The following is a 19,460-nucleotide window of genomic DNA, read 5'->3' as shown; positions in this document are numbered from 1 at the left end:
ATGAGCGTTTTGCTTACTTTTGCGCTTTTCAAAAGTGAGCCGCTGTCAGAGCGGAACCCTAGGTGGCCGTTACCGCAGCAATGGATATGTACACAATCCAACTGTGTTGACTGCTAGGCCGCCTTCGCGAGCAAGCCCGCTCCCACAGTTGGATCGTGGGGTGTCAGTTGTCGGTTCGTCACGGGCGGGAGCAAGCCCCCTCGCCACAGCTTCAGCGTCGGCCCTAAGCTATGTAGATACAGCTCCCACATTGGTTTGTGCCGGGGTTGAAATACGATCGGCCCGTCACAATCTATTGATTTGCAAAGCACCCGCAATCACCGCTTACCGATAGCCCGGCGCTCTGCTAAAATGCGCCGCCTTATCCGTACGTAGGCTGCACTGTGCCATTTACCTGGGTTGATTGGGCGATCGTTGCAATCGTCGCCATCTCCGCTTTGATCAGTCTGAGCCGCGGCTTCGTAAAAGAAGCACTGTCGTTGCTGACCTGGATCATCGCAGGAGTCGTAGCCTGGATGTTCGGTGGTTCACTGTCGGTCTACCTGGCCGGGTACATAGAGACACCTTCGGCTCGCGTCATCGCGGGCTGCGCCATCATGTTCATCGCCACGCTGTTGGTGGGGGCAATGGTCAATTATCTTATTGGCGAGTTGATACGTGTCACCGGCCTCTCCGGGACCGATCGATTTCTCGGCATGGCCTTCGGGGCTGCGCGTGGCGCGCTGCTGGTGGTCGTGGCGGTCGGGTTGTTGAGCCTGGGGCCGGTACAGCAGGATTCGTGGTGGCAGGAGTCGGTACTCGTGCCAAAATTTCTATTGGTTGCAGACTGGTCCAAGAACCTCATATTGGGGTGGAGCAGTCAGTGGCTGGCCAGCGGAATCAGCGTACCCGCTGATCTTCCGTTCAAGGAACACCTCTTGCCGGCCAAAACGCCTCAGTAAGTTGTGTTCAGTCAAGATTCATTAAGTAGGGGTTGCGTCGCATGTGTGGCATCGTCGGTATCGTCGGTAAGTCGAACGTCAATCAGGCGCTGTATGACGCGCTAACCGTCCTCCAGCACCGCGGCCAGGACGCTGCCGGTATTGTGACCAGCCACGACGGCCGGTTATTCCTGCGCAAGGACAATGGCCTGGTGCGTGACGTGTTCCATCAGCGTCACATGCAGCGCCTCGTCGGGCACATGGGCATTGGCCATGTGCGTTACCCGACTGCCGGTAGCTCGACCTCGGCCGAAGCTCAACCGTTCTACGTCAACTCGCCTTACGGCATTACCTTGGCGCACAACGGTAACCTGACCAACGTTGAACAACTGGCCAAGGAGATCTACGAATCTGACCTGCGCCACGTCAACACCAGCTCCGATTCGGAAGTGCTGCTCAACGTGTTCGCCCACGAGCTGGCCCAGCGCGGCAAGCTGCAGCCGACCGAAGAAGACGTGTTCGCTGCCGTGATCGACGTGCACAACCGTTGCGTCGGTGGTTATGCGGTGGTGGCGATGATCACCGGTTACGGCATCGTCGGTTTCCGCGACCCCCACGGCATTCGCCCGATCGTGTTCGGCCAGCGTCACACCGACGAAGGCGTCGAGTACATGATCGCTTCCGAAAGTGTGTCCCTGGACGTGCTGGGCTTCACCCTGATTCGCGACCTGGCGCCAGGCGAGGCTGTCTACATCACTGAAGACGGCAAGCTGCACACCCGTCAGTGCGCCGTAGCGCCGAAACTCACTCCATGCATCTTCGAACACGTCTACCTGGCGCGTCCGGATTCGATCATCGACGGCGTCTCGGTCTACAAGGCGCGCCTGCGCATGGGCGAGAAGCTGGCCGAGAAGATCCTGCGCGAGCGCCCCGAGCACGATATCGACGTGGTCATCCCGATTCCGGACACCAGCCGTACCGCTGCGCTGGAGTTGGCCAACCATCTGGGCGTCAAGTTCCGCGAAGGCTTCGTGAAGAACCGCTACATCGGCCGTACCTTCATCATGCCCGGCCAGGCGGCGCGCAAGAAGTCGGTACGCCAGAAGCTCAACGCCATTGAGCTTGAGTTCCGCGGCAAGAACGTGATGCTGGTGGATGACTCCATCGTGCGCGGCACCACCTGCAAACAGATCATCCAGATGGCCCGCGAAGCCGGGGCCAAGAACGTGTACTTCTGTTCCGCCGCGCCTGCGGTGCGTTACCCGAACGTGTACGGTATCGACATGCCGAGCGCCCATGAGCTGATCGCGCATAACCGTTCGACCCAGGACGTGGCCGACCTGATCGGTGCCGACTGGCTGATCTACCAGGACCTTCCGGACCTGATCGAAGCGGTTGGCGGTGGCAAGATCAAGATCGAGCAGTTCGACTGCGCCGTGTTCGACGGCAAGTACGTGACCGGCGATGTTGACGAGGCCTACCTGAACAAGATCGAACAGGCGCGCAACGACTCGTCGAAGATCAAGACCCAGGCGGTCAGCGCGATCATCGACCTGTATAACAACTGAGTAAACACCGGCCCTGAGGGGCCGGTTTTGTATCTTAAACAAAGAATTGAATAAGGAGTCGCAGCATGAGTCAGGAATGGGATGCCGGTCGGTTGGACAGCGACCTCGATGGCGTAGCTTTCGATACCCTGGCTGTGCGCGCCGGCCAGCACCGTACCCCGGAAGGTGAGCACGGTGACCCGATGTTCTTCACCTCCAGCTACGTGTTCCGTACCGCCGCCGACGCCGCTGCGCGCTTTGCCGGCGAAGTGCCGGGCAACGTGTATTCGCGCTACACCAACCCGACCGTACGCGCGTTCGAAGAGCGCATCGCGGCCCTGGAAGGTGCCGAGCAGGCCGTGGCGACCGCCACCGGCATGGCGGCCATCCTGGCCGTGGTGATGAGCCTGTGCAGCGCCGGCGACCATGTGCTGGTATCGCGCAGCGTGTTTGGCTCGACCATCAGCCTGTTCGAGAAGTACTTCAAGCGTTTCGGTATTGAAGTGGACTACGTGCCCCTGGCGGACCTGTCCGGCTGGGAAGCGGCCATCAAGGCCAATACCAAGCTGTTGTTCGTCGAATCGCCGTCCAACCCGCTGGCTGAGCTGGTGGACATCGCCGCGCTGTCGGAAGTCGCGCATGCCAAGGGTGCGATGCTGGTGGTGGACAACTGCTTCTGCACCCCGGCCTTGCAGCAACCGCTGAAGCTGGGTGCGGACATCGTGGTGCACTCGGCAACCAAGTTCATCGACGGCCAGGGCCGTTGCATGGGCGGCGTGGTGGCCGGCCGCAGCGAGCAGATGAAGGAAGTGGTGGGCTTTCTGCGCACAGCCGGCCCGACCCTGAGCCCGTTCAACGCCTGGATCTTCCTCAAAGGCCTGGAAACCCTCAGCCTGCGCATGAAAGCCCATTGCGCCAACGCCCAGGCCCTGGCCGAGTGGCTGGAGCAGCAGGACGGTATCGAGAAGGTGCATTACGCCGGCCTCAAGAGCCACCCGCAACACGCCTTGGCTCAGCGCCAGCAGCGTGGTTTCGGTGCGGTGGTGAGCTTTGAAGTGAAGGGCGGCAAAGACGGCGCCTGGCGCTTTATCGACGCGACGCGCTTGATCTCCATCACCGCCAACCTGGGTGACAGCAAGACCACCATCACCCACCCGAGCACCACCTCCCACGGCCGCCTGGCGCCGCAGGAGCGTGAAGCGGCCGGCATCCGTGACAGCCTGATCCGCATTGCGGTGGGCCTGGAAGACGTTGCTGACTTGCAGGCAGACCTGGCCCGCGGGCTGGCGGCCTTGTGATCGAGTGGTCCATGGAGGCCGCGGGGGCCAGTAACGGGCGCGTGGCGTTGGTGACGGGCGCGGCGCGGGGCATTGGCCTCGGGATTGCCGCGTGGCTGATCAGTGAAGGCTGGCAGGTGGTGCTGACCGACCTGGACCGCGAGCGCGGTGCCAAGGTGTCCAAGGTGCTGGGCGACAATGCCTGGTTTATCACCATGGACGTGGCCGACGAGAAACAAGTGGCCCAGGGTGTCGCCGAGGTGCTGGGGCAGTTCGGGCGCCTGGATGCGTTGGTGTGCAACGCGGCGGTGGCCGACCCGCGCAATATTACTCTGGAAAGCCTCGACCTGGCGTACTGGAACCGCGTGCTGGCGGTCAACCTCAGTGGGCCGATGCTGTTGGCCAAGCATTGCGCGCCTTACCTGCGTGCCCATGGCGGTGCCATCGTCAACCTGGCCTCGACCCGGGCGCGTCAATCCGAGCCCGACACCGAAGCCTATGCGGCCAGCAAAGGCGGGTTGTTGGCCCTGACCCACGCCCTGGCCATGAGCCTGGGGCCTGAAGTGCGAGTCAATGCGGTCAGCCCTGGCTGGATCGACGCGCGTGACCCGGCGGCGCGGCGTGCAGAGCCGCTCACCGACGCCGACCATGCCCAGCATCCGGCGGGCAGGGTGGGGGCGGTGGAGGACGTGGCGGCGATGGTGGCCTGGTTGCTGTCACGCCAGGCCGGGTTCGTCACCGGGCAAGAGTTCGTGGTGGACGGCGGCATGAGCAAGAAGATGATTTACAGCGAGTAGGGCCGGTAGCCGTCTTGAGGTCATTTTTGTCTTTTTCAGAAAAACTTCAAGCAGGCTATTGACTTAGGTCCGCTACCTGCGTAAATTTCGCGGCCTCAACGAAGCAAAGGGTGATTAGCTCAGCTGGGAGAGCATCTGCCTTACAAGCAGAGGGTCGGCGGTTCGATCCCGTCATCACCCACCACTTCTTGAGAGTTTTGCCTTAGGGCAAGACGCAACGTTAAAGGTTGCACCGACGCGCAGCGGTAGTTCAGTCGGTTAGAATACCGGCCTGTCACGCCGGGGGTCGCGGGTTCGAGTCCCGTCCGCTGCGCCATATTTTCCAGGTTCGATGTGTCGGGCTTGAGATTGAACAGCCAAGGCTGATCGGTCAGATGTTTAAAGGTGGTTGAGGCTTCATGCTCAATCAGCCAAGCGATACGCAGCGGTAGTTCAGTCGGTTAGAATACCGGCCTGTCACGCCGGGGGTCGCGGGTTCGAGTCCCGTCCGCTGCGCCATATCTGCCTCAAGGCCCACTGAACGCCTTGAAGCACAAGGAAAGCCACTGGCTCACCTTGATCCGATAGCAAAGACCCTGGTCGAAAGACCGGGGTTTTTTGTGTCTGGGGTTTGGAAAAACCTCATCTTCTTCGCTGCCACCAGTGCTCATTATCGGCAAACGGCCGACAGATCTTTTCGATTCTGTCGGCCGTTTTGCGTACTTGTGTCAAAAAATTTCAATGTGGTTATTTGCCGCAGGCGCAGAAACCTTTAAAGTTAACCCTTCGGTCAACTTTGCACTGTCATCATGGCCTTTTGATTCGTCGAGAAAGGCTTCTGCAAGTCTCCAGATTCGGTGTACTTAACCATAAGGGCGGATTTATAACCGCTCAGAGGATGATCCATGTCCAACCGTGAAATAACCCGGCGCTCGTTCCTCCAGGGCGGGCTGGTGGCGGGTGTGAGTGTCACGCTCACGCCGCTCAGCACCCAGGCGCTGGCTGCCTTGATGGAAAACAGCGTGACCGTGCCGTCTGAAAAGTGGCTCGGCCATAACGGCAAGGCGCGCCAGCGTAACGATGCCTTGTCGAAAGTCTGCGGCAGCAAGGTGTTTGCCCGCGACATTCGTTCCAAGGACATGCCGGGCTGGCCCCAGCAGCAAGGTCACGCCATGCTGCTCAAAACCATCAAGGCCGACCACATCTACGCAGGCTACGACCTGTCCTGGCTTGGCGCCGAGCTGCAGCCGGACCGTATTGTCACCGCTGCCGACCTGGACAAGGACGGTATCGTCTTCCCGGAAGAGCATGCGCCGGACCCGTTGCTGCCCGAGGGCAAAGTGCCGATGTTCATCGGTCACCCGGTGGCGATCCTGATCTGGAACGACTTCGAGCGTTTCCGCCAGGCCAAGAACAAGCTTAAGTTCAATGACAAGGCGATTCGTTACGGCGCCAAAGTGCCGTATTACGAAGGTGACCCCTACGGCAGCTTCCGTTACGTGCGCGTGGGAGGCCCGACCTCGGCCGACGAAGACGAATTCGCCAGCCTCAAGGATTCGATCCTGTTCCCGATGCTGAAAAACCGTCGCCCGGTGTGGAATTCCCAGCCCAACCTGCACGGCAACCTGACTGAGCGCGGGTTGTTCTACGCCGAGCGCATGAAGAGCCAGATCAACACGCCGCCGGACAACTGGCTGGTGTTTGACGAGCGCTACAAAACCCCCTCGATCGAACCGGCCGCCATGGAGCCGGACAACGGCAACGGTTGGTACGATCCGGCGACCAAGACCCTGCACTTTGTGGTGGCCACCCAGTGCCCATTGGAAGTCGCGACCGAGACTGCCAAGATGATCTCGCCGTCGCGCTTCGGCCTGGCCCATCTGAACATGCACCCAGGTTACACCGTGGGTTACGGTTCCAAAGACCACAATATCTTCGTCTACTACGCTGCCCTCGCTGCGTTGTATGGCGCCGGCGTGCCGGTGCGTCTGGCCAATGACCGTTACGAGCAATTCCAGAGCGGCATCAAGCGCCACCCGTTCGATATCCGCTATCAGTTGGCGGTCGACAAAAACGACCACAGCTTCAAAATCTTCCTCGCCGACATGAGCGTCGATGGCGGTGGCCGGATCAACTACAGCCCATCGGTGGCTGCGGTCGGCGCCACGGCGGCGCAGTCGATCTACTACATGCCGCAGAACGATCTGCAAGTCACCGCGTACCACTCCCGTGGCGTTGAAGCCGGTTCGATGCGTGGCTACGGCACCCTGCAAAGCATGGCGGCGACCGAAATGATGGTCGACGAAATCGCCGGTCGCCTCGGTGTGGATGCCATTGAATTGCGGCGCAAGAACGCACTGCGTTCGGGCATGAAGAACACCCAGGGCGCGATCCCGGCCGGTGCGTTGCGGCTGCACGAAATTCTCGACAAGGCCGCTGTGCACGACGTGTGGAAAAACCGCGACGCGATCAAGCAACAGCGCGAAGCGGCAGACCCGGATAACTGGTATGGCGTTGGTTTCGCCATCTGCCAGAAGGACTTCGGCACCGGTTCCGAAGCGCCGATGGCCAGTGTCGAATTCAGCGCTGACGGTCGCATCAGCCTGCGCCACATCGGCATCGAAATCGGCACCGGCATGTCCACCTCGCAATCGCTGGTCGTCGCCGATTTCCTCGGCAGCCCGGCCCACGAAGTAAAGACCGGCGAAACACAATGGCAGGAAATGCAGCTGGTCACCGGTGGCAACCCTTACACCATGAGCCAGGCCGAGCAGGACAACCTGCTGCGCAACCCACGTTGGGTGGGCAAGCTCGCGTCGGCGTCGTCCGCGACCAACTCGGCGTACTACTTCAGCCATGCCACCCGTGAAGCGGCGCGTGTGCTGTTCAACCACGGCCTGTGGCCAGCAGCGCTGGAGATCTGGCGCCAGGGCCCGTTCGGCGGTCAGGCCAACCCCTATGTGGTACGCCGCGAAGACGCGCACTGGGTGGACGGCAAGCTCACCGCCAACGGCATGCAGCCGTTGAGCTTTGAAGCGCTGGCCAAGCGTGCGCACGAGCGCGGCCTGGTCACTGCTGCCACGGTCCACGGGTTCAACCGCTGGAGCTGGGCCGAAGCCGAATACAGCATCGACGGCGTGCGCGAGCGCCTGCCGCTCGACGGTCTGGCGGTGAAATACGGCGACGGCGCACCGAAAGCCAAGCAGGCGCTGATGAGCACGGCCGGTTTCCACCTGCTCGATCGCCAGAACATCAGCTATCCCGCCACCCAGTTGAACAACGCTGCGGTGACGTACTACAGCCCCGTCGCCACGTTGGTGGAGTTGAAGGTCAACAAGGGTTCGGCGCAGGTTGAAGTGCTCAATCACCATTCGTGGATCGAGTGCGGGCGGGTGCTGGTTGAAGAGTTGGTCAAGGGCCAGCTCGAAGGCGGTGTGGCCATGGGCATCGGTCACGCCTTGATGGAAGAAATGCCGCTGTACGAGGGCGGGCCGGGGGAGGGTGACTGGAACTTCAACCGCTACCGCCTGCCAATGGCGCGTCACGTTGCCGTGTGGAAACAGACCTCGGAGATTCTGCCGGCGCTGTCGCCAAGCGACCCGTCCAAAGGTATCGCTGAAGTGGTGATGATCCCGATTGTCGGGGCCATTGGTAATGCGGTGGCGCACGCCATCGGTAAACGTGTTCGCGACCTGCCAATCACGGCTGCCCGCATCAAGGAGGCCCTCAATGGCTAACCGTCCGCTTCAACTGACCCTCAATGGTCAACCCGTCGGCCCGGTGGACATCCCTGATGACCTGCCGATGATCGACTACTTGCACGAGTACAAGAACCTCACCGGCTCGCGGTTGGGCTGCGGCCAAGGCATTTGCCACGCCTGCGTGGTGATCGTCGACAACCCGGACGGCACCAGCGAAGAAGTGCGCACCTGCATCACCGGCGCGCATTACTTTGAAGGCAAAAAAGTGCGCACTATCGAAGGCCACGCCAAGCGCGATGAGTCGGGCCAGGTCACTGAGCTCAACCCGATCCAGCAGCGCTTCGTGGATGAGTTCGCCTTTCAGTGCAGCTATTGCGCACCAGGCTTCGTCAACGCGGCCACCGTGTTGGTAGAGAAACTGCAACGCCAGCCGACCGTGCACAGCAAGCTGGAACAAGTCATCGAGGACAGCCTCGGTCATCACGTCTGCCGTTGTACCGGGTACGTGCGTTATTACAACGCCACCCGCAACGTGCTGACCGATCTCGGCCTGGTCAAGGAGGGTTAAGCATGAAGCTTTTTCTGACCCGCCTGGCCTTGACGGTCGGCCTGGCTGCGCCAGTATTGTTTGCCCACGCTGATGATCAAGCCAAGCGCGGCGAATACCTCGCCCGCGCCGCTGACTGCATGGCGTGCCACACGGCACCGGGCGGCGCGCCGTTTGCGGGCGGCCTGCCGATTGTCTCGCCGTTCGGCACCATCTACGGCACCAACATCACGCCGAGCAAAGAGCACGGCATCGGCTTGTACAGCGATGACGAGTTTTTCGCCGCGTTGACCGAAGGCAAGCGTCGCGACGGTGCGTACTTGTATCCGGCGATGCCCTATACCTCTTACCACCTGATGCCGCGCGAAGATTCGGACGCGATTCATGCGTACCTCAAAACCATCGAGCCGATCGAGCGCGCAGCGCCGGTGACGAGCCTGAGCTTTCCGTTCAACGTGCGCCTGGGCCTGATGGGCTGGAACGTGTTGTACGGCAAAGCGCTGAAACTGGAACCGGCGCAAGGCAAGAGCGAAGCCTGGAAGCGCGGCCAATACATGGTTGAAGTGCTCGGTCACTGCGGCGAATGCCACACGCCACGCGGCCTGCCCGGCGCGATGGAGCTGGACAAGCGCCTGACCGGCGGCATCCTCAATGGCTATCTGGCGCCCAGCCTGCTCGCCACGGACCTGGCCGCACGCGGCTGGAATGAACAGGACCTGAGCACCTTCCTCAAGCACGGCATGAGCGCTCAAGGCACCATGTTCAACGAGATGTTCCCGGTGTTCCACAACAGCACCCAGGGCCTGAGCGATACGGATCTGGCTGCGATGGCGACCTTCTTGCTCGGCGATAAACCGCCGGCACCCAAGGCGTTGGTCGAAGTGCCGGTGGACAATCTCGGCCCGAGCGCCCAGCGCGGCCGCCAGGAGTACCTGAACGTCTGTGCCGGTTGCCATGCGGCAGGTGGCGAAGGCAAGCCGCACATCGCGGTGGCGATGCGCGGCAACACCACGCTGCGGCTGGAAGACCCGCGCAACCTGGTACGGGTGATCGAGGACGGGATCGGCGAGCAGAAGTTCTCCGGGTTCGAACACATGCAACCGATGCCGGGCTTCGCTGGAAAACTCAGCTCGGAGCAACTCACCGACCTGGTCAATTACCTGCGTCAAGGCTGGGGCGGGCAATCGGCGGAGCTGGCAGTGAGCGACGTGCAGAAGCTGCAGGCCGAGGCGCCGTCCATCGAGCACAAGGTGCACTGACATGCAGCATCTGGATCTGCAAGTGGTGCGACGGGCGCTGGAGTGGTCGGTGGCCGGGCAGCGCATCTGGCTCTGTACGGTGCTGGCCACCTACGGCTCGGCGCCGCGTGCGCCGGGTTCGCTGCTGGCGGTGAACGCCGCTGGGCAGTGGATTGGGTCGTTGTCGGGTGGTTGCGTCGAGGAAGACTTTCTCGAGCGCGTCGCCGATGGTGCGTTTCTCGATGCGGTCAACGTGGTGCGCTATGGCGCAGGGGACGATCCGCGCTCGCGGGTCAGCCTGCCCTGTGGCGGTATTCTCGATGTCTTGGTTGAGAAGCTCGAGCCTGACTGCGAGGTGCAGGCGCACCTGCGTGAAATGGAGTCGGCGCTGCTCGGGCAGCGCCGCTTGATTCGCGAGGTGGGCCTGGCCAGCGAGGCGCGCAGCCTGTTTGCTGACCGCGAGCAGGGCGCGCGCATCGAGCGTGACAGTGAGCGGGTGCGCATCCGTGTTGGTGCGGCTCAGCGTCTGTTGCTGGCCGGGTACTCCAGTGTGGCACAGGCATGTGCCGAGTTTGCAGTTGGCCTAGGGTTCGAAGTGATTCTCTGCGACCCCCGCGATGAAGTGCTCGAAGGCGTGGTGCTCAATGGCGTGGAGATTCGTCGCCAGTTGCCGTCGGTGTTTATTGCCGACGGTGGCTGCCACAGTGATACGGCGGTGGTGGCGTTGACCCATGACCCGCGTATCGACGATCTGGCGATGATGGAAGCGGTGCGTACCGACGCGTTCTACATTGGCGTGATGGGATCGTTGCAGACCTCGCAGAAGCGCTTTGAGCGACTTCGCCGCATCGGTGGGTTAGGGGAGGCTGAACTAGCGCGGATACACGCGCCCATCGGGCTTAACCTGGGCAGCAGGACGCCGTCGGAAATTGCGCTGGCGGTGTTGGCCGATATCGTACGGATTCGTAGCGGGATTGCCCGCGACCAGCTCTGAAGCGCAGCCCTGTAGGTGTAGGAGCGAGCTTGCTCGCGAAAAACTTCAACGATAACGCGTTTATTCTGAATGAATGCGGCGGCTGTGAGTTTTTCGCGAGCAAGCTCGCTCCTACAGTGGTTACATCCCGAATTTATCTCGCAATCCGTAGTACCAAGCCCCCAGCGCCGCAAACGGCGTGCGCAACATCTGCCCGCCCGGGAACGGGTAATGCGGCAAATCCGCAAACGCATCAAAACGCTCAGCCTGCCCTCGCAATGCCTCAGCCAGTACTTTGCCTGCCAGGTGCGTGTACGTCACGCCATGGCCGCTACAGCCTTGCGAGTAGTAGATGTTGTCGCCAAGACGGCCGACCTGAGGCAGGCGCGACAGGGTCAGCAGGAAATTGCCGGTCCAGGCGTAGTCGATCTTCACGTCTTTGAGTTGTGGAAATGCCTTGAGCATTTTCGGCCGGATGATCGCTTCGATATTCGCCGGGTCCCGTGCGCCATACACCACGCCGCCGCCGAAGATCAGGCGCTTGTCGCTGGTGAGGCGGTAGTAGTCGAGCAGGTAGTTGCAGTCTTCGACACAGTAATCCTGAGGCAACAGCGCCTTGGCCACGTCATCGCCCAGTGGCGCTGTGGTGATCACTTGGGTGCCGCACGGCATCGACTTGGCCGCCAGTTCCGGCACCAGGTTGCCCAAGTAAGCGTTGCCCGCGACGATAATGAACTTGGCCCTGACCCTGCCTTCGGCGGTGTGCACCACCGGATTGGCACCGCGCTCAATGCGCACCGCTGCCGATTGCTCATAGATCGTACCGCCCAGGGATTCCACGGCCGCGGCTTCACCGAGCGCCAGGTTGAGCGGGTGGATATGGCCGCCGCTCATGTCCAGCAAGCCGCCCACATAGTTGTCACAGGCCACCACTTCGCGGATGCGGCGCTCGTCCAGCAACTCCAGTTGCGTATGGCCGTAGCGTTCCCACAGGCGCTTCTGCGACTCCAGGTGGCCCATGTGCTTGCTGTTGAGGGCGGCGAACACGCCGCCGTCCTTCAAGTCGCACTGAATCTGATACTTGGCCACGCGCTCACGGATGATCCTGCCGCCTTCAAACGCCATCTGCCCCAACAACTGCGCCTGCTGGGGCCCGACACTGCGCTCGATCACATCGATATCGCGGCTGTAGCTGTTGACGATCTGCCCACCGTTGCGACCCGAAGCACCAAAACCCACCTTGGCGGCTTCCAGCACCGTGACGCGAAAGCCGTTCTCCAGCAAAAACAGCGCACTGGAAAGCCCGGTGTAGCCAGCCCCGATCACACACACATCGGTCTCGACTTCACCTTGCAACACAGGACGGGGCGCAACTGCATTCGCAGAAGCTGCGTAATACGACTGGGGGTAGGGGGTGTTCGCCATCCTGGAACCTCTGTTTTATATTTTTTACGAGTGCGCCGATCCTACCTGAGTTGAAAATTGCCTGCTAGCCACCCGGAAATCACGGGTGTACCTGGCGCAAATAAAAAATTCGCATATTCATAGGGTTAGCTGCAAAAAAGATGTTGACACCCCTTCGGAATTCCGTAGAATGCCGCCTCACAGCAGGCACGTAGCTCAGTTGGTTAGAGCACCACCTTGACATGGTGGGGGTCGTTGGTTCGAGTCCAATCGCGCCTACCAAACAAAATCCGCTCTGCTGGGCGGTCTAGAGGGGTCATCGGAAACGGTGACCCCTTTTTGCTTTCTGCGATTTGCAAAACTTTTGCAAAACTTTTGCAAAACCCCCACCTCAAAACGCCAACTCGGCGCCCACCTCGACATACTCGATCTTCTTTTCGTCGTGCCCCTCCTGATAATGCTTTGTCATCTTCTCGTCCGCATGGCCCATGAGCGCCTGGATGTACTCCTGTGGGAAGTTCTGCTGCTCGTACAGCCAGGCACCCAATGCGCGGATCTCGTGAAAAGTGGGGCGCTCTCCGGCCGGCACGTGGTCATAGGCGTGCGCTGCGTCCCTGGCCTTGCTGAACTCCTTGGTCAGGTAGTCCGGCGTTACCGATGTCCAGTGATCCTTGGCGTCTATCTGCTCCCGCCTGCGGGCTTTGGGCTTGTAGTGGATCAGGTAGGGCGAGGCGAGCGGTGAGCGCAGGCACTCTCCGATCACCTCCCGCAGCGTTGCGCCCATGGTGATCTTCAGGTGTACCGGGTTGTCGTAACCCTGGGTTTTCCCTGGCGACACCGTGAGCGTGTTCTTTTCCATGTCCGCAGCAGACTTCACCCAGGTGACGATGTCGTCCCGGCGCTGAAGGCTGGCCAGGGCCAGGCGGATTGCCCGCTTTAGCCATGGCGGCGTTGTTGCGGCATTGATGATCACCTTCAACCCGTCGAGCGTGTGGCGCTGGCGCTTTTTCTCAGCCTCCTTCTTCACCAGGGTAAGTTCGGCGTTGTTGCGTTCGGCCAGGCCCTTGGCCACTGCGAACGCGAATATCTGCACCCACAGCCCGCGGTGCTTCGTGTAGGCGTTGTTGCTGAAATTATCCAGGTACTCGGCCATGGCCAGCACATCCAACTGGCCTATCAATCGGTCGCCCAGGTCCTGCCGGTACCGCTCGAGCTTGAACTTGATCTCCTCTAGGGTGCGGGCGGCGTATGAGCGGTGCGGCAACCAATCTTCTTCGAAGCGCGTCAGCAGGTTGCTCACAATCGGTAGTCGGTCGCCGGTCAACACCGACAGCAGCGAGCCGTCATCTACGACCAGCTCGGCCATTTTGAGGTTGGCTGCCCGGGCCAGCTTGATTGCCTCCTCCAGAGGGCGGTTGATGCTGGTCATCACGCCCGTGACCGGGTTACGGTACCGCCAGTACTTCCCGTTCGGGTAAAGGTTTGGCGGCAGCTTCCTGTTTTGCAGCGTGCGGGGACGGGCCGCCATCACCCAATCTCCAGCATCTTGGCCAGCAGAGGATCACTCGACCCCATGACCGCCGCCTGCACGTCGACGAAATACATCCCGCCCTTTACCTCTCCAATCACTTCGCCTTCCTCAATCCATTTCTTCAACTGCTGCAGGCTCGGCTTTCCGCCGACGTACCGCAACTTCCTGTATTCGCCGGCCTCCATGAGGCGCGGCAGCTTGACCGTAATTTGCGCCAGGACTTTTGCCATACCTACCTCCCGCCCACGGTGGGCCGCGCTGTCTTGATGATGTGAATGGCCAGGCCGGAGCTGATCAGCAGCCAGGCGCATGTGCCGGCGAATGCGTAGAGCAGTGCCTCGGTGGTGCCGGTGTCCAGCAGGTCGAGCCCGAGCCAGCCGAACCAGCCGAGTGTTCCTACCAGGTACAGCAAAGCGCCCAGCAGTATCAGGGTGAGTTTCATAGCAAACATGGGGTGTCCTTGCCGCGCTGGGCGGCAGAAGGTGGGTTAGGGTTTGGCGGGGAACCACTCGGTGTCGTATTCGTGCTGGGTTACCAGCTCTGGCGTTAGGCTCGGCAGCCGACGCTCGAACACCAGGTAGCCATACGGTTTTTCAATCCAGTCAGGAGCCTCCTCCATGAACTTGGCCTTGAATATCCTCAGCAGATGGTCAGCAGCCTTCTCAAACTGATCTTCTCGATAGTTGCCTTCGCAGATGGTGCCATTGCTGACCCGCCAGACGGTGCGCCTTGGCTGACCCTCGGCCGCCTTGATCTTCTCGGCCATCTGGTCGCGGGCGTACCGCATCTGGTCCAGGGTCAGGGTCGCTACCCAGGCGTCGGTGCCGATGCTTTGCGTGTGGCCAAACTCGCATTTTATTTCAGGCATGTGCATAGCTCCGCCCGCCGCTCACCGGCAGGCATGTAGGGGGATTGGGGTTAGGGAAGCGTGGAGCCGATTTGCGCTGCTACGACTGTGATTGCCTGGCGGAGCGCGCCACCTCGATCCGCGTCGTCGGTCCAGCCGATGTTCTCGCCAAAGCCGCGACGCTCGACCATCACGTACTGCAGGTTGGTGAACCAGAGGATGCTGAGCTGAAGGTCTACCGCCAGGCGCATGGCCTGGACGTCATCACTGAGTGGCTGCCATTGCTCGCGGCCGGATTCCGGATCGTCGTAGTAGAAGGCATCGCTGCCGTGGCGGTACTCCAGCTCAAAGCCCATGGCCTTGGCCGATAGCTTTAGCAGTTCGTGGTCCGTCACGGCCTTTGCCCCTTTTCCGGCGGGGAGGGTGGAAAGCCGAAGTACATCCGGCGCTTTCCGGTGCCGCCGCATTCGCGACAGCCACTGGCTTTATGGGCGCTATATCCGTAGCTGCAACTGGAGCAGTCACAGCTGCAACCAGAGCACTCCACAGTGCACCGGGCTTCTTGCTCCACCACATCATCCCTAGTGATCAAGTAGCTTGACCGGCGATCCAGACGAAACCCAGTGATCTTCTCTGCGTCCTCATAGGTCGCTGGATCTCGCCTGAAACCCCAGCGCGCGGCCGGGTCGTCAACGATTCGGGTCACAGTTCTCATGGCCTTGGCCCCTTGTAGATGAAGACGTAGGCGAACCAGAGGGTGGCGATCATGGCGTCACCTCGACCAGTTTCCATTTGGTGTTGTTGCTCTGGCTGTGGTCCGACTCAACGAGGCCATCGCGCTTCATCAGCTCCAGCTCCCGTCGGATCTGCTTGGTGGTGAACGGCTCAATGTGAAGCCGGAACCACCAGGTGCAGAACCAGCCGCCAGCGCCCTGTACGCCGCTCATGTAGGTGATGATTCGTTGGCGCAGGCTCATGGCGTCACCCGCTTGAACTCGACAACCCAGACCCACGGGTTGGCGTTCCAGTCGCCGCCAGTGGACTCCCACAACTCCCGCCATGCCGCCGGGTACCAGTCGCGGTAATTCGGTGATACGTCATCGCTTGCGAGTTCCGGCGGACACAGCAGGCCTTCCGCCCTGATATCGGCGCGGCTGATGTCCTGCAACCGCTCGACGCGCACTTCGGTGATCTCCAGCAGGATGCGGCTGTCACGGCGGAACATATGGATGCTGGGTTTCCAGCGGATTTCGCTGGCGGCGGGGATATTCTCCAGTTTCGGCGGCAGGCAGGCGGGGTAGGTGGCGCCAAATGTCAGATAGCCAGGATCGCAATTGCCGACACGCGCCCAGGTCTCGCGCACCCACAGCCGGTCTCCGGGCTTGCCGTATGGGCAGGCAATTGGGTATTCCATACCTTCATGGTCAGACGTGAAGTCGCCAAATGCGTTGTAAGGCCACCCCCCCCTTGCCGTGGTCGAGCATGATGAAGCCGTCGGCGTGAGCCTTGGTCGCTTTCACCGTCCGCCGCGTGACCGTCTTCCGGCCTTCCAGGATGGCGCGCACCATCGGCGCCGAGAACAGGATGGGGCGTTCCTTTATTTGAGACATGTGTCGTCCTTGCCGCTATAGCGGCTGACTTTGAAGGGGGAGGGGTTACAGGTTTTGCGGGTGGAGTACGGATGTACTCTTATCTCGCTTGAGTGCTTCAAATACTCTTCCGCGCATCGAATCAATCGACGAAGACGGCACCGCCCCCGGATCACCCTGGATCGCATAGAGCAGTTCATTTGTCTGGAGCAACAACCCCTCCAGCACATCCGCCCGCTCATCCGCTGCGGTCAGCAGGGCTTGCAGGGCGTCGACACGCTTGCGCAGGTCAATCGCGTTCTGTGCGTATGCCTCCTTGTCAGCTTTAGCGCTGATCAAAGCTGAACGCAGATTCTCCGACCACTCATCCGCCGTGGTCAGGCTGACCTGCATTGCGTCACGCTCGGCGGTTACCCGGTCGAAGTCTGGAGCGAGATAGACCAGACGGTCTTTGTCGATATTTCCGGCGTAGTACGACTGTGCTTCGCTCATACAGCCTCCCTCGTTACCAGATCATGGGCATCCACAACGGTCATGCCGAGCTTCTCGGCGATCAGAACTTCCAGCTTTGCGCCCTTTGAATTCTCCCAGCCGGGCAGGGTGGCCACGGTGTCGCAGTCCATCAGGGCCGCAATGTCGCGGCGCATACAGTCGGTCCAGGTGCCGCCTTCTGGGTTTATCTCGGCGGGGTTGGTGACTGTGTGGCCGCTGGCGCGGAGGCTAGCGGTCATGCTGTGGAAGGTGGGGAAGTTCAGCCCGGGCAAGCCGCTCATGGGGCCGCTGAGGTAGATGCGCTTCATGCGACCTCCTTGTCATGACCTGGGCAGCCGCCACCGGAAAAATCGAATCCTTCACACGGCGGACCGAAAGGAAGCACCTCTTTGCCCTGGGCCAGCGCTTCGAGCAGATGATCCTTCGCCTCGTCGGCGGTGCACTCACGCCCATCCACGCGGAACATGCCCTTGAGCTGGCGCTTGCTGAAGTCGCGGATTGCGCCGCGCACGCTCAGGTGAATGTGAAAGGTACGGCCGTGCGGTCCGAAAGGATCAGACGGTTTGTTTTCTGTAGGCATGGGGAGTCCTTGCCGGGCCATGCCCGGGCGGTGGAGTGGGGGCGTTACGCGGCGAGGCGTTGGTAAAGCTCGATGATGTCGGCGGCGTTCGCCCTGACCAGGGCTTCGGCCTCATCTGGGCAGACGCTGTTGCCGATCAGGCGCACCTGGTCGGCCTTCTTGACGTCGCGCCATTCCTCGGCACCGGTAACCGGGTCGACAAACAGCCCGCGGTCAATGATGTAGTCCTTGTCGAAGCCCTGTGCGGCCTTCAGCTCGGGCGGTTGCAACATGCGCAGGGTGATGTCTATCAGCACGTAGCCGCCGACCATCACCATTTCCGCTGGGTCTTTGAAGTGCTCCGGCAAATACTTGTGCATGAACGCGGCGCAGCGGCGGGCGCCTTCCATCTGCTCAGGAGTAAGCGCATCGGGCACCTCTACAGTCTCGACGACCGCAACGCGATCTTTTGTCGGCAGCGTGTGCATCGGCTCATTGAGCGATATTCCGTCCTTCTCGTGGCCGTAGTACTTCACCAGATAAGCGCTCACCAGGCGCTGGTTGGCGCCGGACTGACAGATTGTCGATATCGGGTCGTGGGCCGATCGGCCGTCGCCTTTGTAGAAACCGCCATTCGCCTGTTCGAAGAACGCCGTTACGATGCCGTGGCGCGCAGCTCCGGCCAGAACTGTCTGCGCCGGGTCGTCAGGTGAACTGCCCGCTGCGTTTTGCCCGAATGCAGTCATGTGTGCAGCGACCATCGCGAAGTGTCCGCCCTTGACTTGTGCTACCTGCGTGCGCAGTGGCTCTTGGGCGTCGAAGTTACGTTGAGATGACCCATTGGCGCACTCGGTAAGGAACGGCGCAGCAACCGGCTGCACCAATGCGTGATGCGTGCCGCCCGCGCTGATGGTCGATAGAGCCTCTTCGACACCGTGGGTACTGGTGTGCGCCGATGACGTTCCGCGCATAGGGACGATGAAGGGCTTCGCACTGGTCAGCACATGCCGCCAGCAGCCCTTGGCCACGCGGCGCATGGTGTTCTCGGCCATCGGTTTTTCACGAAAGATCGTGCGGCCGAGGTTGCTCCAGTCGATGCACTCGGCCGCAGAACGCCACGGCAATTGCTTTGCGGCAGGCCGCTTGTGGCGTTTTGGCGCCGGCCAAACGATCGGCTTGCCGTCGCTGCGGGCCACCAGGTAAAGGCGCTTGCGAATGGTCGGGGTGCCTGCGTTCGCCGCGATCCGCTCCCGCCACTCGGCGTTGTAGCCAAGCCCGCGCACCAGAGCTTCCATTGGCACGAATTCACCGATCGCCTCGATAATTTCCGGCATGTCAGGGTGATCAGCTGGTAGCCCGGTACTGATTGCGGCGATGAACGCTTTGAAAGTGCGGCCGCGCTCAGACTTTATCGGCTGGCCGTCATCGTCGATCGGGCCCCAGTCGCAGAACTCTTCAACGTTTTCGAGGAAGAGAAGGCGGGACTTCGTGACGAACAACCAGCGAATCACCACCCAAGCCAACCCACGCACACCTCGATCGCGGGGAGCGCCGCCCTTGGCCTTGCTGTGATGGCGGCAGTCTGGCGATGCCCAGATGATCGCGACCGGCTGCCCGCCAGTGGCTTCACGCGGATCAACTTCGAACACATCTGCCACATAGTGCGCTGTCTTGGGGTGGTTGGCGCGGTGCACAGCCAGGGCGATTGGATTGTGGTTCACCGCTACGTCCGGCTCCCGGTATGCCCTGGCGATACCGGTGCTGGCGCCGCCGCCGCCAGCGAACAGGTCGACCACCAGTTCCTTTTCGAACGGCAGGCCCATGCTCGGCTGGCCATGGATGAACTGAGGCAATTTCTGTTGTGCGGACATAGGGGATCCTCGCCGGCTGGCGCTGTTCAGTGATATGGGGTATTACGGGTGACCGGCAAGGGGCCGAAGGAACGGATTAGTAAAAAATGATTAGATCTGATTTGGCCGTAGTTATTGTTCTATTGTTTGGGTCGTTCTTGACCGGTGTTGCATGGGCACCTGCGTTCGGGGATGCAAGCCGGGTGAAG

General features: G+C 61.1%; 19 protein-coding genes, 4 tRNA genes and 1 pseudogene. 12 read left to right on the top strand and 12 right to left on the bottom strand.

The window, feature by feature from the left end:
• Window positions 1-383 precede the first annotated feature (383 nt).
• The 11 genes from MF6394_RS31960 (at window position 384) to MF6394_RS31910 (ending at window position 11,000) form a co-directional block, all read left to right on the top strand.
• On the top strand, window positions 384-941 hold the full coding sequence (locus MF6394_RS31960; protein WP_003192538.1) for a CvpA family protein: 558 nt from the start codon (window positions 384-386) through the stop codon (window positions 939-941).
• Window positions 942-982: 41 nt separating this feature from the next.
• On the top strand, window positions 983-2,488 hold the full coding sequence (gene purF, locus MF6394_RS31955) for an amidophosphoribosyltransferase (RefSeq protein ID WP_003192537.1): 1,506 nt from the start codon (window positions 983-985) through the stop codon (window positions 2,486-2,488).
• A gap of 65 nt (window positions 2,489-2,553) precedes the next feature.
• Window positions 2,554-3,765, top strand: coding sequence for an O-succinylhomoserine sulfhydrylase (locus MF6394_RS31950; protein WP_014719150.1), 1,212 nt, complete (start codon window positions 2,554-2,556; stop codon window positions 3,763-3,765).
• 11 nt (window positions 3,766-3,776) lie between these two features.
• Window positions 3,777-4,541, top strand: coding sequence for an SDR family oxidoreductase (locus MF6394_RS31945; RefSeq protein ID WP_078468237.1), 765 nt, complete (start codon window positions 3,777-3,779; stop codon window positions 4,539-4,541).
• Window positions 4,542-4,649: 108 nt separating this feature from the next.
• A tRNA-Val gene (locus MF6394_RS31940) sits at window positions 4,650-4,725 on the top strand.
• A 55-nt stretch (window positions 4,726-4,780) separates the two neighbouring features.
• A tRNA-Asp gene (locus MF6394_RS31935) sits at window positions 4,781-4,857 on the top strand.
• Window positions 4,858-4,962: 105 nt separating this feature from the next.
• Window positions 4,963-5,039, top strand: a tRNA-Asp gene (locus tag MF6394_RS31930).
• 386 nt (window positions 5,040-5,425) lie between these two features.
• Window positions 5,426-8,257 carry a xanthine dehydrogenase family protein molybdopterin-binding subunit gene (locus MF6394_RS31925; RefSeq protein WP_078468236.1) on the top strand — a complete coding sequence of 944 codons (2,832 nt, stop codon included), beginning with the start codon at window positions 5,426-5,428 and terminating at the stop codon, window positions 8,255-8,257.
• Window positions 8,250-8,789 (top strand): (2Fe-2S)-binding protein, encoded by a 540-nt coding sequence (locus MF6394_RS31920; RefSeq protein ID WP_047711400.1) that lies wholly within the window; start codon window positions 8,250-8,252, stop codon window positions 8,787-8,789. The genes MF6394_RS31925 and MF6394_RS31920 overlap by 8 nt, the downstream gene beginning before the upstream one ends.
• Window positions 8,790-8,791: 2 nt before the next feature.
• Entirely contained in the window at window positions 8,792-10,027 is a 1,236-nt protein-coding gene (locus MF6394_RS31915) for a c-type cytochrome (protein WP_078468235.1), read from the top strand.
• Between the two features lies 1 nt (window position 10,028).
• The gene (locus MF6394_RS31910) at window positions 10,029-11,000 is read left to right on the top strand and encodes an XdhC family protein (RefSeq protein ID WP_078468234.1); all 972 of its coding nucleotides are present in this window, start codon (window positions 10,029-10,031) and stop codon (window positions 10,998-11,000) included.
• A gap of 120 nt (window positions 11,001-11,120) precedes the next feature.
• Here MF6394_RS31910 and MF6394_RS31905 read toward each other — a convergent pair whose 3' ends face one another.
• Window positions 11,121-12,404 (bottom strand): NAD(P)/FAD-dependent oxidoreductase, encoded by a 1,284-nt coding sequence (locus MF6394_RS31905; protein WP_047711397.1) that lies wholly within the window; start codon window positions 12,402-12,404, stop codon window positions 11,121-11,123.
• A gap of 184 nt (window positions 12,405-12,588) precedes the next feature.
• On the opposite strand from MF6394_RS31905, the gene MF6394_RS31900 reads away from it, so the two are divergent.
• Window positions 12,589-12,665 (top strand) — tRNA-Val (locus tag MF6394_RS31900).
• Window positions 12,666-12,774: 109 nt separating this feature from the next.
• Here MF6394_RS31900 and MF6394_RS31895 read toward each other — a convergent pair.
• The 11 genes and pseudogenes from MF6394_RS31895 to MF6394_RS31845 form a co-directional block, all read right to left on the bottom strand.
• Window positions 12,775-13,911 (bottom strand): tyrosine-type recombinase/integrase, encoded by a 1,137-nt coding sequence (locus MF6394_RS31895; RefSeq protein ID WP_078468233.1) that lies wholly within the window; start codon window positions 13,909-13,911, stop codon window positions 12,775-12,777.
• Complete coding sequence (locus tag MF6394_RS31890) at window positions 13,911-14,144, bottom strand: hypothetical protein (RefSeq protein ID WP_034134173.1); 234 nt, start codon at window positions 14,142-14,144, stop codon at window positions 13,911-13,913. The genes MF6394_RS31895 and MF6394_RS31890 overlap by 1 nt, the downstream gene beginning before the upstream one ends.
• Window positions 14,145-14,146: 2 nt before the next feature.
• On the bottom strand, window positions 14,147-14,365 hold the full coding sequence (locus MF6394_RS31885; protein ID WP_078468232.1) for a hypothetical protein: 219 nt from the start codon (window positions 14,363-14,365) through the stop codon (window positions 14,147-14,149).
• Between the two features lie 36 nt (window positions 14,366-14,401).
• Entirely contained in the window at window positions 14,402-14,782 is a 381-nt protein-coding gene (locus MF6394_RS31880; RefSeq protein WP_073842570.1) for a hypothetical protein, read from the bottom strand.
• A gap of 50 nt (window positions 14,783-14,832) precedes the next feature.
• The gene (locus tag MF6394_RS31875; RefSeq protein WP_073842572.1) at window positions 14,833-15,156 is read right to left on the bottom strand and encodes a hypothetical protein; all 324 of its coding nucleotides are present in this window, start codon (window positions 15,154-15,156) and stop codon (window positions 14,833-14,835) included.
• 369 nt (window positions 15,157-15,525) lie between these two features.
• Window positions 15,526-15,738 (bottom strand): hypothetical protein, encoded by a 213-nt coding sequence (locus MF6394_RS31870; protein ID WP_073842574.1) that lies wholly within the window; start codon window positions 15,736-15,738, stop codon window positions 15,526-15,528.
• A pseudogene (locus MF6394_RS31865) lies at window positions 15,735-16,371 on the bottom strand (hypothetical protein). Before MF6394_RS31865 ends, MF6394_RS31870 begins: the two are co-directional and overlap by 4 nt.
• A gap of 45 nt (window positions 16,372-16,416) precedes the next feature.
• Window positions 16,417-16,842: a hypothetical protein gene (locus MF6394_RS31860; RefSeq protein WP_073842578.1), complete on the bottom strand. Its 426-nt coding sequence runs from the start codon at window positions 16,840-16,842 to the stop codon at window positions 16,417-16,419.
• Window positions 16,839-17,150, bottom strand: a complete 312-nt coding sequence (locus tag MF6394_RS31855; RefSeq protein WP_073842580.1) for a DUF4406 domain-containing protein — start codon at window positions 17,148-17,150, stop codon at window positions 16,839-16,841. The genes MF6394_RS31860 and MF6394_RS31855 overlap by 4 nt, the downstream gene beginning before the upstream one ends.
• A complete protein-coding gene (locus MF6394_RS31850) occupies window positions 17,147-17,422 on the bottom strand; it encodes a hypothetical protein (protein ID WP_050549412.1) in 276 nt (91 codons plus the stop codon). The genes MF6394_RS31855 and MF6394_RS31850 overlap by 4 nt, the downstream gene beginning before the upstream one ends.
• 44 nt (window positions 17,423-17,466) lie before the next feature.
• Window positions 17,467-19,272, bottom strand: a complete 1,806-nt coding sequence (locus MF6394_RS31845) for a DNA cytosine methyltransferase (RefSeq protein WP_073842582.1) — start codon at window positions 19,270-19,272, stop codon at window positions 17,467-17,469.
• Window positions 19,273-19,460 lie beyond the last annotated feature (188 nt).

Origin of the sequence: Pseudomonas sp. MF6394 (genome assembly GCF_002018845.1) — a bacterium.
Classification (GTDB): domain Bacteria; phylum Pseudomonadota; class Gammaproteobacteria; order Pseudomonadales; family Pseudomonadaceae; genus Aquipseudomonas; species Aquipseudomonas lactis.
This window is presented reverse-complemented; position numbering and strand designations above follow the sequence as displayed.

What these genes read in the sequence shown, in the direction of transcription:
- purF (WP_003192537.1), top strand. Translation starts at nt 983, where the DNA reads ATGTGTGGCATCGTCGGTATCGTCGGTAAGTCGAACGTCAATCAGGCG.
- MF6394_RS31950 (WP_014719150.1), top strand. Translation starts at nt 2,554, where the DNA reads ATGAGTCAGGAATGGGATGCCGGTCGGTTGGACAGCGACCTCGATGGC.
- MF6394_RS31945 (WP_078468237.1), top strand. Translation starts at nt 3,777, where the DNA reads ATGGAGGCCGCGGGGGCCAGTAACGGGCGCGTGGCGTTGGTGACGGGC.
- MF6394_RS31925 (WP_078468236.1), top strand. Translation starts at nt 5,426, where the DNA reads ATGTCCAACCGTGAAATAACCCGGCGCTCGTTCCTCCAGGGCGGGCTG.
- MF6394_RS31920 (WP_047711400.1), top strand. Translation starts at nt 8,250, where the DNA reads ATGGCTAACCGTCCGCTTCAACTGACCCTCAATGGTCAACCCGTCGGC.
- MF6394_RS31915 (WP_078468235.1), top strand. Translation starts at nt 8,792, where the DNA reads ATGAAGCTTTTTCTGACCCGCCTGGCCTTGACGGTCGGCCTGGCTGCG.
- MF6394_RS31910 (WP_078468234.1), top strand. Translation starts at nt 10,029, where the DNA reads ATGCAGCATCTGGATCTGCAAGTGGTGCGACGGGCGCTGGAGTGGTCG.
- MF6394_RS31905 (WP_047711397.1), bottom strand. Translation starts at nt 12,404, where the DNA reads ATGGCGAACACCCCCTACCCCCAGTCGTATTACGCAGCTTCTGCGAAT.
- MF6394_RS31895 (WP_078468233.1), bottom strand. Translation starts at nt 13,911, where the DNA reads ATGGCGGCCCGTCCCCGCACGCTGCAAAACAGGAAGCTGCCGCCAAAC.
- MF6394_RS31890 (WP_034134173.1), bottom strand. Translation starts at nt 14,144, where the DNA reads ATGGCAAAAGTCCTGGCGCAAATTACGGTCAAGCTGCCGCGCCTCATG.
- MF6394_RS31885 (WP_078468232.1), bottom strand. Translation starts at nt 14,365, where the DNA reads ATGTTTGCTATGAAACTCACCCTGATACTGCTGGGCGCTTTGCTGTAC.
- MF6394_RS31880 (WP_073842570.1), bottom strand. Translation starts at nt 14,782, where the DNA reads ATGCCTGAAATAAAATGCGAGTTTGGCCACACGCAAAGCATCGGCACC.
- MF6394_RS31870 (WP_073842574.1), bottom strand. Translation starts at nt 15,738, where the DNA reads ATGAGCCTGCGCCAACGAATCATCACCTACATGAGCGGCGTACAGGGC.
- MF6394_RS31860 (WP_073842578.1), bottom strand. Translation starts at nt 16,842, where the DNA reads ATGAGCGAAGCACAGTCGTACTACGCCGGAAATATCGACAAAGACCGT.
- MF6394_RS31855 (WP_073842580.1), bottom strand. Translation starts at nt 17,150, where the DNA reads ATGAAGCGCATCTACCTCAGCGGCCCCATGAGCGGCTTGCCCGGGCTG.
- MF6394_RS31850 (WP_050549412.1), bottom strand. Translation starts at nt 17,422, where the DNA reads ATGCCTACAGAAAACAAACCGTCTGATCCTTTCGGACCGCACGGCCGT.
- MF6394_RS31845 (WP_073842582.1), bottom strand. Translation starts at nt 19,272, where the DNA reads ATGTCCGCACAACAGAAATTGCCTCAGTTCATCCATGGCCAGCCGAGC.